At 56.9% G+C, this 15,337-nt stretch carries 15 protein-coding genes; 4 read left to right on the top strand and 11 right to left on the bottom strand.

Going from position 1 to position 15,337, the window contains the following annotated elements; translation table 11 throughout:
- Positions 1-129 precede the first annotated feature (129 nt).
- A complete protein-coding gene (locus tag HRQ60_RS17180; protein ID WP_172197884.1) occupies positions 130-1,128 on the bottom strand; it encodes an NADP-dependent oxidoreductase in 999 nt (332 codons plus the stop codon).
- 306 nt (positions 1,129-1,434) lie between these two features.
- Between HRQ60_RS17180 and HRQ60_RS17175 the strand changes: the two genes are divergently transcribed.
- Entirely contained in the window at positions 1,435-2,391 is a 957-nt protein-coding gene (locus HRQ60_RS17175) for an L-lactate dehydrogenase (RefSeq protein ID WP_172197881.1), read from the top strand.
- 147 nt (positions 2,392-2,538) lie between these two features.
- On the opposite strand, the gene HRQ60_RS17170 is transcribed toward HRQ60_RS17175, so the two are convergent.
- The 5 genes from HRQ60_RS17170 to HRQ60_RS17150 all read right to left on the bottom strand — a co-directional run bounded on the left by HRQ60_RS17170 (position 2,539) and on the right by HRQ60_RS17150 (position 6,441).
- Complete coding sequence (locus HRQ60_RS17170) at positions 2,539-2,889, bottom strand: hypothetical protein (RefSeq protein ID WP_172197879.1); 351 nt, start codon at positions 2,887-2,889, stop codon at positions 2,539-2,541.
- A 164-nt stretch (positions 2,890-3,053) separates the two neighbouring features.
- On the bottom strand, positions 3,054-3,794 hold the full coding sequence (locus HRQ60_RS17165; RefSeq protein WP_172197876.1) for an ABC transporter permease: 741 nt from the start codon (positions 3,792-3,794) through the stop codon (positions 3,054-3,056).
- A 1-nt stretch (position 3,795) separates the two neighbouring features.
- Positions 3,796-4,512 carry an ABC transporter permease gene (locus HRQ60_RS17160; protein ID WP_172197873.1) on the bottom strand — a complete coding sequence of 239 codons (717 nt, stop codon included), beginning with the start codon at positions 4,510-4,512 and terminating at the stop codon, positions 3,796-3,798.
- Positions 4,509-5,495 (bottom strand): ABC transporter ATP-binding protein, encoded by a 987-nt coding sequence (locus tag HRQ60_RS17155; RefSeq protein WP_172197870.1) that lies wholly within the window; start codon positions 5,493-5,495, stop codon positions 4,509-4,511. The genes HRQ60_RS17160 and HRQ60_RS17155 overlap by 4 nt, the downstream gene beginning before the upstream one ends.
- A 166-nt stretch (positions 5,496-5,661) precedes the next feature.
- The gene (locus tag HRQ60_RS17150; protein ID WP_172197868.1) at positions 5,662-6,441 is read right to left on the bottom strand and encodes an SDR family NAD(P)-dependent oxidoreductase; all 780 of its coding nucleotides are present in this window, start codon (positions 6,439-6,441) and stop codon (positions 5,662-5,664) included.
- A 112-nt stretch (positions 6,442-6,553) separates the two neighbouring features.
- Here HRQ60_RS17150 and HRQ60_RS17145 point away from each other — a divergent pair, with 112 nt between their 5' ends.
- Entirely contained in the window at positions 6,554-6,910 is a 357-nt protein-coding gene (locus HRQ60_RS17145; RefSeq protein ID WP_172197865.1) for a MerR family transcriptional regulator, read from the top strand.
- Positions 6,911-6,970: 60 nt separating this feature from the next.
- Here the strand turns inward: HRQ60_RS17145 and HRQ60_RS17140 are convergent, their stop codons facing one another.
- The 5 genes from HRQ60_RS17140 to HRQ60_RS17120 form a co-directional block, all read right to left on the bottom strand.
- Complete coding sequence (locus HRQ60_RS17140) at positions 6,971-7,165, bottom strand: DUF4177 domain-containing protein (protein WP_172197862.1); 195 nt, start codon at positions 7,163-7,165, stop codon at positions 6,971-6,973.
- 31 nt (positions 7,166-7,196) lie between these two features.
- Entirely contained in the window at positions 7,197-8,492 is a 1,296-nt protein-coding gene (locus HRQ60_RS17135) for an ABC transporter permease (RefSeq protein WP_172197859.1), read from the bottom strand.
- Positions 8,489-9,385 (bottom strand): ABC transporter ATP-binding protein, encoded by an 897-nt coding sequence (locus HRQ60_RS17130; RefSeq protein WP_172197856.1) that lies wholly within the window; start codon positions 9,383-9,385, stop codon positions 8,489-8,491. The genes HRQ60_RS17135 and HRQ60_RS17130 overlap by 4 nt, the downstream gene beginning before the upstream one ends.
- A gap of 492 nt (positions 9,386-9,877) precedes the next feature.
- A complete protein-coding gene (locus HRQ60_RS17125) occupies positions 9,878-11,461 on the bottom strand; it encodes a sensor histidine kinase (protein ID WP_172197853.1) in 1,584 nt (527 codons plus the stop codon).
- A complete protein-coding gene (locus tag HRQ60_RS17120) occupies positions 11,458-12,135 on the bottom strand; it encodes a response regulator transcription factor (protein WP_343044726.1) in 678 nt (225 codons plus the stop codon). The genes HRQ60_RS17125 and HRQ60_RS17120 overlap by 4 nt, the downstream gene beginning before the upstream one ends.
- A gap of 270 nt (positions 12,136-12,405) precedes the next feature.
- Here HRQ60_RS17120 and HRQ60_RS17115 point away from each other — a divergent pair, with 270 nt between their 5' ends.
- Both HRQ60_RS17115 and HRQ60_RS17110 read left to right on the top strand, forming a co-directional pair.
- Positions 12,406-12,798 carry a hypothetical protein gene (locus HRQ60_RS17115; protein WP_172197847.1) on the top strand — a complete coding sequence of 131 codons (393 nt, stop codon included), beginning with the start codon at positions 12,406-12,408 and terminating at the stop codon, positions 12,796-12,798.
- Positions 12,799-13,022: 224 nt separating this feature from the next.
- The gene (locus HRQ60_RS17110; RefSeq protein WP_172197844.1) at positions 13,023-14,795 is read left to right on the top strand and encodes an alpha-glycosidase; all 1,773 of its coding nucleotides are present in this window, start codon (positions 13,023-13,025) and stop codon (positions 14,793-14,795) included.
- Positions 14,796-15,337: the final 542 nt, after the last annotated feature.

Below are 15,337 nucleotides of genomic sequence, written 5' to 3'. Positions count from 1 at the left end.
CCGCAGGCGGCGGGAGCAATAGAAACCGCAAAAAGGGCCTTCCGGTTGATCCCGGAAGGCCCTTTTCCTGCGTTCTTTTGGTATTTCCGCTCTTTTGTCAGCTTCGTTCTGTTGACGGTGTCGTTCCTTTTATATTTTGACCAGCTGTTTGCCCAGATTCTCTCCGCTGAACAATCCGAGGAACGCTTCCGGCGAACGTTCGAAGCCTTCGACGATATTTTCCCGGTATTTCAGGCGGCCGTCCTTGAGCCAGCCCGCCATCTCGGGAATCGCTTCGGCATAGCGGTCCTGATATTGGCCGACCAGGAAGCCTTTGACCAAGGCGGTACGGGTCAGCAGCAGCGGCAGGAAGCGGGGACCCGGTTCCGGCTGCGTCACGTTATACAGCGAGATCTGGCCGCACAGCGGGATCCGGGCGTTCGCGTTCAGCAGTTGGAGCACCGCATCGCTCACTTCGCCGCCCACGTTGTCGAAATAGACATCCACGCCGTCCGGGCACTCAGCCGCCAGCGCTTCGTCCAGCGATTCGGTCTTGTAGTTGACCACGGCGTCGAAGCCGAGTTCATCGGACAAGAACCGGTTCTTCTCTTCCGAACCGGAAATGCCGACGACCCGTGCGCCTTTGATCTTCGCGATCTGGCCGACGATCATGCCGACCGCGCCGCCTGCGCCGGAGACGACAACCGTCTCGCCTTCTTTGGGCTGCCCGATATCCAGCAGGCCGAAGTACGCCGTCAGTCCCGGCATGCCCAGTACGCCAAGCGCCGTCTGGATCGGAGCCAGACTCTCATCGACCTTGACCGCCAGATCGCCGCTCACAACCGGATGCGTCTGCCAGCCCCAGCCTCCCTGTACGATATCGCCTTCTTTGAAGGAAGCATGACGGCTTTGCGTCACGCGTCCGACCGAGCCTCCACCGAAGGTTCCGCCGATCTCGTAAGGTTTCGCATACGATTTGGTATCGTTCATTCGTCCGCGCATATAAGGATCAACCGACAAATACAGCGTCTCGACCGCAATCTCGCCGTCTCCCGGCTGCGAAGCTTCTTCGGTTTTCAGTTCGAAATTCTCCTGTGTCGGCATGCCTTTCGGCCGGCTGGCCAATACAAAGCGTTGATTTTGTGTCATTCGATCCGTCACCTCCGTTAAGATTCGCCTTTTGACGTCGGGCTCTTTCTTCCCCATATCGTCCCGTGCAAAAGGCACCTCTATGTATTACCCTTCCGAACAGAAAAAAGCGCTTTTATCGTAAAACGGGTTTCGCTGTCCTGTTTCCTTTCATCAGTTCGCGCGCACCTCTTTAACCGTGTCACGTATTGTAACATATTTCTGGATTTTTCAGCTGACAATCGACTTTTTTTCCGTTAAAATGAACAAGCACGTTTCCTGAAAAATTTCATGCAAACCAATAAATCCTAAGCAAGAGGTGCAAATATGGGCAAAAAAAATCGAAAAGTCGCTATTATCGGATCGGGTCTGGTTGGATCGAGCAGTGCGTATGCCATGATCAATCAGTCCATCTGCGACGAGATCGTGATCGTCAGCCGCAATCATGAGCATGCCCTGGCACAGGCGCTCGATCTGTCCCACTGCGCCGATTTCACTTCCACGCGCACGCGCGTGCGGGCCGGACATTACGCCGACTGCGCGGATGCGGATATCGTGGTGCTGACCGCCGGAGCCAACGTCAAAGCCGGACAGAAGCGTATGGACATTATCGCCGAAGCCGCTGCGATCACCCGCGAGGTCGTCAGCTCGGTGATGGGCAGCGGATTCGACGGAATCTTCGTCGTCGCCGCCAATCCCGTCGACGTCGTAACGATGATCGCGGCGCAGGTATCGGGCCTGCCGCGCCACCGCGTGATCGGCACCGGCACTTCGATCGACTCCGCACGGCTCAAAACGCTGCTGGCCGACGTGTTCCAGGTCGATCCGCGCAGCGTTCACGGCTATGCGATGGGCGAACACGGCGAATCGCAGTTCGTGGCCTGGTCGCATGTCACGATCGGCGGCAAACCTATCCTGCATATTGTGGATGAACACAAGCTGCGCTTCCCCGATCTTGATCTGAGCGATATTGCGCGCAAAACCAAAGACGCCGGTTGGGAAATCTTCACCCGCAAAGGTTCGACCCAATTCGGCATCGGCAGCGCGATCGCCTATATCACCCGTTCCATTCTGAACGACGATCACCGGATCATTGCCGTATCGGCTATTCTCGACGGCGAATACGGCCAGAAGGACGTATGCGTCGGCGTACCGGCGATCATCGGCGACGGAGGAATCGAAGAACTGATCGAATTCAATTTGAGCGACGAAGAACAAGTGCTGTTCGGACGTTCCTGCGAGATTATTCGCTCGGGAGTCGGCAGTCTGGCCCAGCATTCCTGAGCCCGATAGGCACCGCTTCGCGAATGGAATCCAAAAAAGGCTGTCCGGAGAAAATTCCGGACAGCCTTTTGATTATGGAGATCGCGGCTGGAAGCGGCGCGATCCGGCCAGCTTCTTGCCGGCTCGAACCCCGCCTTTGCCGCACTCTTAGCGGTTTCTGCGCTGTCTTCTAAGTATCGTCAGGCCGAATACGCCGAGCATCAATACAAAAGAAACAGCCATGGAGCCGCAGAAAACAAAGAAACCTTTGCCTCCCGCGAGATCCTCCGGATTGGGGTGCATCGCCTGCGCCGAAGCGGTCCACTCGCTGCCGGGAGCTTCCCGGATCTGAACCGGCCGCGCCGAGGCGGATTCGCCGAAGTGCGGGCTTTCGATTGTAGACGCGGCAGCCGTTTCCATCGGAATGCTTCCGCCCGAGGCTTCCGCCTGAACGAAAGGGATGCCTCCCGTCAGAGAGAGCGCGATCACCGCAGCCACGGCAAATTTTCTTTTGAACATGATAAGTCGTACCTCCTTGTCGATAAGGCGGGGCGGCAAGCCCTTCGCCTAGATCCGTTCGAACCGGGGACTTTTCCCCTTTTCTATATCAACGTCATTGTCGTCCCTCTTGTTAACGGAAAGAAACGGATTTTTTGAATTTTTTTCTTTTTTCGCTCAAAGATCTAGACCGGCTTCCGGTTGAAGTACACTAATCCGGCAGCCAGAAAGACGAGAAAACTTCCTCCAACCGTAATCATCAGACTCTCGATCGGCAGGCCGAACGCGCCGAAGTCGTATTCGCCGCCCGCCTGCATCATCACCAGCATAGGCTGCGCCCATGGATAATAGGGACCGTAGGTCACCGAATTTGCGACCAGAATGTTCGGAACCGTAAAGACCATGTTCAGCACAAGCGGGGCCGCGAAGCTGCTCCACATGGTGGAGACGAACAGCTGCAGCGCGGCCAACGGCAGACAGGCCACGAAGCCTCCGATCAGTTTGGGGGCGAACACTTCCCACGGAATCAGCGACAGATCGTATCCCTTGCCCAGGCCTACCCCAAGCACGACGATCAGGAACAGCAGCTGATTGAACGCAAGCGTCCCGGCCACGACCAGCAGTTTGGACAGATACAGCGCAGTGCGCGAGACCGGCAGCGACAAGATCTGCTTCCATCCGCCGCCGGCATGTTCATAGCGGCAGACAAAAGCCGAGAAGATGCCGGCCATCATCGGCATAAACAGCAGGGCGTGCAGCAGAGTCATTACCATAAACAAAGCGGTCCAACTGCCTTCTTCATTACCGACGTTGGACATCAGCCCGACCACTGCACAGAGAATCGGATCGATGACGGCCAAAAGTATAATTTGCGAACGGCCCAGCTTGATCCGCTCGCTGCGAAGCGCCGAAATCCAGATCGCCATATCAGGCCACATCCTTTCTCGAGAAGTGAATCGATCCCAGCAGATAGAGCACGGCGAACAAAGCCATGCCCAGCCCGACAAATCTAAGCGTCTCGTGTCCCCGCACAACCAGCATCGGCCAGGACAGCGGAAGGATCTCAGGCATCGAAGCGCCGAAGACCGATACCATGGAAGCCGCGATCCCCAGCGAGATCGGAATAGCCTGATTGCGCATCGTCAAAGTCATCCAGAGCATCACGCCGAGCATCGGCAGCGAAGCCAGCATCGGATAGAAGCCGAGCGTCAGCAGATCCAGATAAGGCAGCGGTCCTCCGAAGCCCAGCAGCAGTCCGACGGCGGCCGTCGAAGCGGCCAGCAGCACGCAGGCGGCCAACAGCTGAACCAGGCAGCACAGCAGTTTCGAAGCGAAGACTTCGGAACGGTGGACCGGGAGAGCCAGGGTCTGTTTCCAGGAATTCTGGCGATTCTCGATATTGGCGATCATGCCCATCAGCAGGGTCATCGCCAGATAGATCGCAATCGGCACGAACATACTCGTTTCTTGGATCAGACCGCCCCAGGGGTCGGCCGCATAGGTGTCGTACACCAGATAATCGTAGCGCAGCCCGAAGTTGAGCGCCTGCATGGCCGCAAGTCCGGCCGCTCCGATCAAGACCACCCACCAGATGCCGGTCCGCCGCGTTTTGAGCAGGTCGGCCGCAAACAGCTTGCCGATCATTGCGACGCCTCCCTTGGCAGGCCCGCCGCTCGGGGAGCGCCGCTTCCGCTGCGGAAGTCCGCGTCCGCCGTATCCGCCGAACCGCTTCCTGTCATCGTCAGGAACAGGTCTTCGAGCGATTTGCGGCGCTCTTCCACGCGGTAGATACTGTGCCGCGCATCGACCAGAGCCGACACGAGCCGGGCAATCTGCCCGTTATCGATGCCTTTGAACACCATCTTCCCTTGATCGAGCCGCGGGAAACAGCCTTGTTCGCGCGCCGTAATCATCCCCGCTTCCGGATCGGACAAAGCGATATGTATCTCGCTGCCGGCTTTGCGCTGGAGATTCGGCATACTGTCCTGAAAAATCATTTTCCCCTGGTTGACGATCCCGACACTGCTCGCCATCTGTTCGATTTCGCTCAGCAGGTGGCTGGAAACGAGGACGGTGATCCCCTGCTCCTGCGGCATTTTTTTGATCAGCTCGCGAATTTCCAGGATGCCCGAAGGGTCCAGTCCGTTCGTCGGTTCGTCAAGAATCAGCAGTTCGGGACTGCCGAGCAGGGCCGACGCGATGCCCAGCCGCTGCTTCATCCCAAGCGAATACCCTTTGACGGAACGCTTGGCGTCCTTGGTCAGTCCCACCGTATGCAGGACCTCGTCGATCCGGTTCTTGGGCACATTCAGGATCCGGCGGATCGTCTCCAGATTCTCGACCGCGTTCAGGTGGCCGTAATACGACGGGTACTCGACCAGCGAACCGACCCGGCGCAGAATCTTGATCCGCTCGCGCTTCAGGTCCTGTCCGAAGATCTGTACAATACCGCTGTCGGGCTTGATCAGGCCAAGCAGCATCCGGATCGTCGTCGTCTTGCCCGCTCCGTTCGGTCCGAGAAATCCGTAAATTTCGCCCTGCGGGATCGCCAGATTAAGCGCGTCCACGGCACGGGTCCCCCGGTATTTCTTGGTCAAGTTCCGGGTCTCGATCATCATTTCTGTCATGTCCCTCACCTCTTTGCTCGTTATCGTTATTTCCTATGATAGAGAGCCCAGGTTAAAGGACAGACCTTGCCAAGTTTAAATTCCGTTTAAAAAAGCGTAAAAAAAGCCGCATGCCCGGAAAAGGCATACGGCTTTGGGAATAGGTACGAAGCGGAAATCCGGACACTCAAGACTCTTTTTCGGTCTGGGTCTGGCTTTGGTCGGCGTAAGGGTAGATCGGGCCTCTCAATTCGTAATCGTACGTCAAGCCGTTGACGATTCCGACGGTCTGATCGTTGTCGTACAGATCGAGCAGGAAGCCCGCCATCTGCTGCGCGGTATGGAACTTGGCGACGCGGCCTTCGTATTCGAACTGGTCGACATCGAACGAACGCTTGGCAAACTCGGTCTCCGTTGCGGCAGGCGCCAGCACTTTGGCCCGCATGGGCAGATTCTTGCCTTTGAGTTCCTGGTCCAGTCCTTCGGTAAACGCGCTGACGTAGAATTTGGTCGCGCAGTAGGTGACCGCTTCGGCCACGATCGTGTACCCGCCGCCCGACGAGATGTTGAGAATCTGCGTGCCTTCCTTCGCCGCATAATCGCGTACGTACAGAGAAGACAGAATCGTCAGCGCTTCGATATTGAGATGGATCATCTGTTCGATCTTCGGCAGATGCTGTTCTCCGACGGAAGCGAAGTTGCCGAAGCCGGCATTGTTGATCCACGTCTCGATCTCATACTCGCCCAGACTGTCGTAGAAAGTATGCACATTGGCCGATACGGACAAATCCACGGTACGAATGACCACATCCAGCGCGGGGTCGATCTCCGCCACCTTCGATTTGAGCTGTTCCAATTCTTCCGTGCGCCGCGCCGCCACGATCAGATTCTTGCCGCGGGCCGCAAATGCCAGCGCCGCTTCGTAGCCGATTCCCGAACTGGCACCGGTAATGACTGTGTACTTCATGGAAACTCCTCCTGGACTCGATCGAATTTAGGTCTTGCGATCGGCCTATGCGTTGATTATATTGATTAGAGTTAACTCTAAGTCAAGTCAAAATCCAAAGGAGCGATGATCCATGCATACGATTGGAGAAACGGCGGAGCTGCTCGGCATCAGCGCCCATACACTCCGGTATTACGAAAAAGAACAAATCATCATCCCGCTTCGGGATGCCGGCGGCGACCGGCGCTATACCGAATCGCATATCAAATGGCTGCAGTTCGTAATTAAACTCAAGGAAACGCAGATGCCGATCGCTTCGATCAAGAAGTATGCTTCGCTGTTTAAGGAAGGCGACCATACCGCAGCGGATCGCCTCAATCTGCTGGCTGAACATCAACGTTCGATTCGGGCGCAGATGCAAACGCTGCAGGATGCGGACGAAATGCTGACGTTCAAAATCGCGTCCTACCGGACTTTGACCGAAGTATAAAGGCAGGGTTGTGCTTACGCTTCAATGAAGCATGACGCACAACCCTGCCTATTTTCGTCCTTATGCTTCCTGCGCGACCCGCTCAAAGATCAGTTCGTAAAAAGTCGAACTTCCGAAGCCGGCTGTAGTCGGGGCAAAAATCTGATTCAATCTCCATCCCTCCGCTGCGTGCTCATGCACGATATCGTGGTAGGGCTCTTTAGGTTGGCTCTTGAAACGGTCGAGTTCCACTTTGATGAATTTGTATTCATACATAACCGATTCCTCCTTGAGATTGGGATTCAGCTTAAGCTGCGTCTTTTGCGCCGGGAGCGGACGTTCCGGTCTGCGAACGGGAAGCTTTCTTTCCTGTGGAACCCAGCATCTTGATCATCGTCACGACCGAAGGCTTCTGTCCGTACAGCAGCACACCCCCGCGGTAGATTTTGGCGGAGATCCAGCCGACGACAAGCGTCGATACCGCCAGAATGACAAGCGGAAGCACGATCTCCATCAGCGCCGGTTCGCCGGCACCTACCCGGGCCAGCAGCACCATCGGCGTGAGGAACGGAATATAGGAAGAGACAACGGCAAGCGTCCCATCCGGATTACCCAGCGATACCATCGCAATCGTGAATCCGGCCATCAGCAGCATCGAGACCGGCATGCTGGCCTGGCTGAGTTCCTCGCTGCGGCTGACCATGGAACCTGCGGCCGCAAACAGCGTCGAGTAGAAGAAGTAGCCGAGGATGTACAGCACGGCCGCCACGATCAGCGTCTGTCCGCCGAGAATCGACAAGTCGATCGACAGGCCGCCTACCGACAATCCTTCTCCCGAACCCGCAAAGTTGACGATCAGAGCGCCAAAGCCGAAAATAATGGCGAACTGCAGCATACCGGCCAGGCCGACACCCGCCACTTTGCCCGCAAGCAGCTGACCCGGGCTTACTTTTGTAATGAGGATCTCCTGGATGCGCGATCCTTTCTCGACGGATACCGAAGTCGCTACATTCCCGGCGAACAGATAGATCATAAAGAAGAGCAGAACGATCAGGGCGTATACGGGAAGATAAGTCTCGGCCATCGATTTGCCCCCACCGTTCAGTTCGTTCCAGGCGAAGTCGGGCTGCGCCGTCATCGCCGCCGCTTGAGCATCGGTCAATCCGAGTGCGCCAATACGGGCGTTCGTGTTCAGACGTTCTACGTAAACGGCGAGATTCTGCGCGAAATCGATATCCTCCTGGCGATTCACCGACAGCGTAATCCGCGGAGCCGCGACAGCCGTACCGTCTTCGATCCGGACAATCGCCGCCAGGTCTTCGCTTTGAAGCCGCGCCGTCAACGCCTCGCTGTCGCCTGGCTGCGCCATTTCCCATTCATACAGCGGAGATACCGCGGTGCGGAGAGCTTCATCCCCGATCTCCAGCTGCGACGTATTCACAACGGCCACCGTGCCTTCGTTGAGAGCCGGGTCCCCGAGGAATTTCGGGATCAGGACGACTGCCGCAATCAGCGCGACCAGCAGCACCGTCATCCATTTGAACGAGTTGGAACGAACCCGCTCCCTGAACGAATAGCCGAATACGATTCCGAAGTTTCTCATACCGCTTCCCCCACCTTTTCAATAAAGATTTCATGCAGCGTCGGTTCCTTGATCTCGAATTTCAGCAGCGGAATTCCCGCTTCTCCGATTCTCCGCATCAGCTCATGCGCCTGCGCTTCCCCGCTTACCTTGAGCATCCACTCCTGCGCGTCGCGCCGAATGTCCGTGAAGCCGCCTGCCTGCAGGACCGCCGTCAGGTCAGTCTCGCTGCGGAGCACCAGATTGCTGCGTCCGTAAGAGCGCTTGATCTCCGCAAGCTTGCCTCCGATCTGCATGCGGCCTTTTTTCATAATCGCGATATTCTCACAGAACTGTTCGACCTGCATCATCTGGTGGCTGCAGAAGACAAGCGCTTTGCCCGCCGCGATCTGCTCTTTGACCACCGAGGCCAGCATGTCCGAATTCACCGGATCGAGTCCGCTGAACGGTTCGTCCAGAATAACCAGCTCGGGATCGTGAATGAGCGCCGAGATGATCTGGACTTTCTGCTGATTGCCTTTGGACAGCTGTTCGACCCGCTTGTGCTCATGTTCGCCGATGTCGAGACGCTCCAGCCAGCTTCTCAGCGCTTTGTGCGCCGCCTGCTTCTTCATTCCTTCCAGGCGGGCCAGATAGACAAGCTGTTCGCTGACCGTTTCCTTCGGATACAGCCCTCTTTCTTCCGGCAGGTAGCCGACACTCGGACGGTTCGTGAGGAACGGTCTATCGTTCCAGAGCACTTCGCCCTGTTCATATTCGAGCAGCCCCAGCACCGAGCGGATCGTCGTCGTCTTGCCTGCGCCGTTGCCTCCGAGCAGCCCGAACGCTTCGCCCGCCTCTACAGTCAGTGAAATATCGTCCACGACAACCTTGTCTTCATAACGCTTGCCCAGATGCTTGATCGATAATGTCATCTTGATCGCTCCTTTTATCTGTTTCGTAAGATGGCTTGGGATTTCGCCGCTGTCGGATGTGCCGGATCGGCATGAGCGGCGGACTGTGTATGTACAGTGATTACTGTGTATGTCTATATGCACACTATATGACGAGAGGGGATTTCTGTCAAACGATTTTGCGAAAAAAGAAAAAGCCCGCCGGGAACCGGCAGGGCTGAGGAGCAGCGAAAACCGCGCCGCTTCAGGGTTTATCATCATTTTGAATACAAAAAAATCACTCCGTCCATTCGTTGAGGACCGATGGACGAAGCGAATGAGGTGTGTATAGCAAGAGTGATCACTGTGTATGACGCTGGCAATCACTGTACATAGATTAGGCCGTGTATATATCCGGAAGCGGTGTGTATGCACAATCCGGACCGGTGCACAGCCGCGATGCGTCGGTCATCGGTCCAGCTTCGGCAGCGCCGCCGGAATTTCGCCACAGGCGAAAAGCGGATCCGGCGATGCTCAAGACGGCTTGGAAGCGGGCGGCCAGATCGTAATCACCGTGCCGCCTTCGCCGCTCTCGATGCTCCACTGCATCTGCATCTCCCGGATCATCAGATCGACGATCGACAAGCCGATTCCGGCTCCTTCGGCCGGATTGCGGCGCACGGTCCGATAACCGTCTGATGCGGACGGATTATTCGCCTGCGCAGAAACGTCCGAACGTTCGGCTGTCGGAGCCGCTTCGATCGAGTTTCCCTCCGCAGCCCCGGCCGCTGCCGCCGATTCGGGCTGCCGTGCGGCCGGGAGTCCCGGTCCTTTGTCCCGGATCTGCAAAGGCCGCCGTCCGTCTCTTCCCGCCGGTCCATGCGCCAGACCGATATACCGCCCTTCCTTCGCATGGCGGACGGCATTCTGGAACAGATTGTCCAGGATGCGCATCAACCACTCCCGGTCCATGCGCCAGATCAGCGCTTCGTCCGGGAGGTCGGCATCGACTTCCATCTGTTCTTTCTCGAACACGGGATACCACTGCGCGGCGGCCGCCCGCACGATGCGCAGCACATCCGTTTCTTCGATCCGCATCGGATAACGTCCGGCGGCAATAAGGGTGTACGAGAGCAGATTGTCGATCAGTCCGCCGAGATCGTCCAGTTTACGCGTCATCAGCGCCAGCGATTCCCGTCCGCGGTCGCCAAGAGGCTCCTGCTCCAGCGAATAGGCATGGCTGCGAATGACCGTCAGCGGAGTACGCAGATCGTGCGACAAATTGGCGATCAGCTTTTTGCGCAGTTCTTCTTCTTCGCGCTCGCGCTCCCGGCCCGCCCTCAGCTTCGCCACCATCTCGTCGAAAGTCCCTCCAAGCGCGGCGATCTCGTCGCGCCGCCGCTCGGGTCCGACCGGCATCGGCATCCCGTGTTCGTCGTAAGCGGTCATGGCTGCCTGAAGCCGGACCAGACGTCTGCGGATCCGATAGAAGAACGCCCAGAACATAATGGCGAACAGGATAAACAGCAGCACAAACAGCGTGACCGCAAAGACCTGCGACAGCCGCAGATTCTGGTCCGGTACCGTCGTCGCCGTCAGCTCCCGCGGCACCTGCGCAACCAGAAACCCCTGCCCCGTATCCCGCATATCGTCTTGACCTTCTCCGATAAAAGCGACGATCGTAAACTCGGGCGCCTGATACGCGTTGGCCCGCTTCATGAATTCCGCCGTCCATCCGGCTGTCCAGACATCGGGAATGCCGGAACGCTCCGGCTCTTCCGCGATCGTCCGTCCCTGCGCATCCACCGCCGCAACCGCCACCAGCGGATTCTTGAGGTGAAACTCGCGCATAACGCCAACGATCTTGGACGCATCCGCTCCGTCCAACTTGGCCGCAAGTTCGTGCCAGCCGCTCTCCAGAACCGCTGTCGATACGCCCTGCTCGGGATCGACCTGCTGCTTCTCCGGCTGCCAGATGAAGTAGGTATATCCGAGATACACGGCCGTGACGACAAGCACGATGATCGGCAGCAGAAAAATGGCCAATCCGACCAGCATCAGATAGCGGGCCATCAAGGAATGCCGGAACTTCATGGGCACCTGGCGTTTTTTGCTCATCCTTTTACCCGATAGCCGATGCCCCGGACGGTCTCCACGATCTGCGGGCTGCCGGGATCGCGTTCGATCTTCTCGCGCAGATACCGGATATGCACCATCAGCGTCTTGTCGCCGTCCATATAAGGTTCGCCCCATACCGCTTCATAGATCTGTTCCTTGGTCAGAATCTGTCCGAGATGGCGCAGGAAATACATAAAAATATGAAACTGCTTGCCGGTCAGCGCAATCTCTTCGCCGGTATCCGCACTCTCTACCCGGTTCTCGCGTTCGTATACGAGGAGATGTCCGATACGGCGTCCTTCCGGTTCGGCCGGTGCCGAGCGGCGCAGCATCACTTCGATCCGCGCGGCCAGCTCGTCCGGATGAAACGGCTTGGTCAGGTAATCGTCGGCAAACCGCAGCGCTTCGAGTTTGTCGTCGATCGACGTGCGCGCCGACAGCATCATCACCGGCATCGACGGACGGTCCCGCTTCAATCGCTGGCCGACCGTAAATCCGTCCAGCCCCGGCAGCATGATATCCAGCACCGCCGCATCGCATTGCCCGGCCGCTTCGGAGGCACCTTCCCCGCTCTCGAGCCAGACGACCCCGTATCCCCGTTCTTCGAGATTGCGTACCACCCACTCGCCGATCTGCCGTTCGTCTTCGATATACAGCACCGTTTTTTTGCTCACTTTTCCAATCCTCCCACTCCGGACCCTCGGGCGCAGCCGCTTCTTCGCGCCCCTGTATCCGCTCTGCGTCCATGATACCAGCATTTGCGCTTCGGGGCACATGCGGATACGATTCGCCGGTCCTGTTTTTTCAATAAAGCCTGTTTCTTTCCTCTACGTATTCGGGTAATGAAAAGTACACTTTTTGTTCCGATTATCGGAGCCGATTCCTGAAGTTTTACCGCCCTTTGACCCCAGCCCGATCATTCCATTCACAAGGAGGGAAGCGTTATGATGCCTGTCGCTATCGCGCTGATCTTGGGAGCCGTACTGCTCGGCGGAGCCCTGGCCGCGGCGCTCGTCGTCCGCTCCACACGAAGCCGCCGGTCGTCGAGCAATCTCGTCGATCTTGCCGCCGCCCGCCGCCGCAAACTGCGTACCGCTCCGGCCAAATCGGCCGAGGCGGAACCCGTCAAGCCGAAACGCGCAGCCGCTTCTTCCTCCCGGGGGGCCGATATCCGCGGATTCGTCCCCAAGAATGGAGACGGGCGCCAGCAGCCCTGCTCGTACTGCCAGAAGAAAAGCGATTCGATCGCTTTTTATGTCGACGATTACGGCAAATTGGTCGGCGTATGCAAAGAATGCCGCAAATCGGCCAAAAACCGCGACCTGATGCCGCTTTAATCGAAAGTTTACGCTTCACGTGGAACTTTTTGAAAGACGGACGAACGGATCGCTTCCCCTGCACGATGCGGGAAACGGTTTGTTCGTTCTTTTTTTGCGGAAAAATCCGTTTCTTGGGCACCCGCTTTGTTTCTCGCTTCCCGCTTCCCGGGTATACCTTCTTGTCGGTGCCCGGCGCGCCATTCCACGATTCCAACATTTCCATATCCAAGGGGGACTATCCAATGCTGCTCGAAGCGATCGAACACCGGCCGAAACTGAACTGGGCCTATACCGTTGACCATGAAACGATTCATCTGCGCATCCGCACCCAAAAAAATGACGTGGAGCGGATCTTCGTGATCGGCGGAGACAAATATGCCTGGGATCGGACCCGCGAAGAAACGGCTATGCGCGTATTCGCTACCGATGCGCTGTATGATTACTGGGAGTGCGAAATCAAGCCGCCTTACCGCCGCCTCAAGTACGGATTCCGGCTGGAAAGCGGTTCGGACAAAGTCTGGATGAACGAAGACGGCTTCCACCATACGGAGCGCGAGACGTCCGACGATTTCTACGAGATCGCCTATATCAATCCGGAAGATATTCTGCAAACGCCGGACTGGGCCAAAAACGCCGTCTTTTATCAGATCTTCCCCGAACGCTTCGCGAACGGCGACACCTCCATCGATCCCGAAAACGTCCAGCCCTGGGGCGGCAAGCCGGAAGTGGACAGCTTCTTCGGCGGAGATCTGGAAGGCATACACCAGCATCTCGACTACATTGCGGACCTCGGCGTCAACGCGGTCTATTTCACCCCGATCTTCAAAGCGCCGAGCAACCATAAATACGACACGGAAGATTATATGCAGCTCGATCCGCACTTCGGCGATATCGATACGCTCAAGAAGCTGATCGCGGAATGTCACGGGCGCGGTATCCGGGTACTGCTCGACGCCGTGTTCAACCATTCGGGCAAAACGTTCAAACCGTTCGTCGACGTGAAGGACAAAGGCGAGAAATCGCAGTACAAAGACTGGTTCCATGTCCGCGAGTTCCCGATCGATGTCAAAGACGGCATTCCGACGTACGAGACGTTCAGCTTCGAGCCGAATATGCCGAAGTTCAACACCGGCCATCCGGAAGTCAAAAAGTACCTACTCGAAGCGGCGCGCTACTGGATCGGCGAGATCGGCTTCGACGGCTGGCGGCTCGACGTGGCGGACGAAGTGGATCACAAGTTCTGGCGCGAATTCCGGAATGTCGTCAAGGAAGCCAATCCGGAAGCCTATATTCTGGGCGAACTGTGGCACGAAGCGACGCCGTGGCTGCAGGGCGACCAGTTCGATTCCGCGATGAACTATCCGTTCACGTATGCGGTCCGGAACTTTGTCGCGCTGGAACAGACGGACGCGCTCAAATTCTCCCATTCGCTCGCGACGCAGCTGGCACGCTATCCGCTGCCGGTCAGCCAGGCGGCGTTCAACCTGCTCGACAGCCATGACACGGAGCGCATGCTCACGGTAGCCGGCGGCGACAAAAACAAGCTGAAGCTGTCCGTCGCGATCCAGATGACGTATCCCGGCACGCCGTGCGTCTATTACGGCAGCGAGGTCGGTATCGACGGCGGAGCGGACCCCGACTGCCGCAAGTGCATGGAGTGGGACGAGTCGAAACAGGACCGCGAGCTGCATGGTTTTTACCGGAAAATGATCGCTTTGCGCCTGGAACACAGCGCGCTGCGTACCGGCAGCTTCGACGTGCTGCATGCCGAAGCGGGCGGACGCACGATCGCCTACCGCAGACAGGACGGCGAAGGCATGTTCATCGTTGCGCTGAACGCATCGGAGACGGCGCAGAGCGTCGAAGTCGAAGCCGGCCGTTCCGGCGCGTGGAGCGTGCTCTACGCGGGCGGAGCCGACAAGCAGCCGCAAACGGAAGGCAGCCTCAGCGCAGGCGGCGGCAAGCTGACGATCGAACTGCCGGCTTACGGATACGCGGTGCTGCAGGCGGAGTAACAGACGATATGATCGCTTATCCGCATGCAAACGGACGAATGCCTTGAGGCTTTCGTCCGTTTTTTCTTGGTGGATCGACTTCCGATCGAATTCCGCATGTCGCGATAGACTTATGTGTTAGGCGCGGTTGTTATCCTGATCGGTTTAACGATTATCTCTGCCGAAGTTCAACTTAAAAATAAAGCGTTTCGTAATCCCCTGCTGCACAAACTTCAAACGCTATCGTTCCGAATTGTGATCTTTGGTCGATACGCAGCAATATCCTAATGATTAACAGCTTGCCCTCCCATTAATGTTCGCAAAGTCCCTCGTATATGAGTTTGCATTAACAACGTAATCTTGCCACATTTACGAACACTTTTTGGGCATTTTTTTGCTGTACGCAAACCCATGCTTTTAAAAACATCATTCTAAAACCGCAACAGTTTATTTGCTTATTTTAAATAATCAAAATAAAGAGAAACATTTTATGACGGATTGTCAATCCAAGTGCAACACTTCGTCCTGAAACGATTCGTGTGTAGACTTCCAGCCTAGACATT

This window comes from Saccharibacillus qingshengii (assembly GCF_013185195.1).
In the GTDB taxonomy this organism is placed as follows: Bacteria; Bacillota; Bacilli; order Paenibacillales; family Paenibacillaceae; genus Saccharibacillus; species Saccharibacillus qingshengii.
This window is presented reverse-complemented; position numbering and strand designations above follow the sequence as displayed.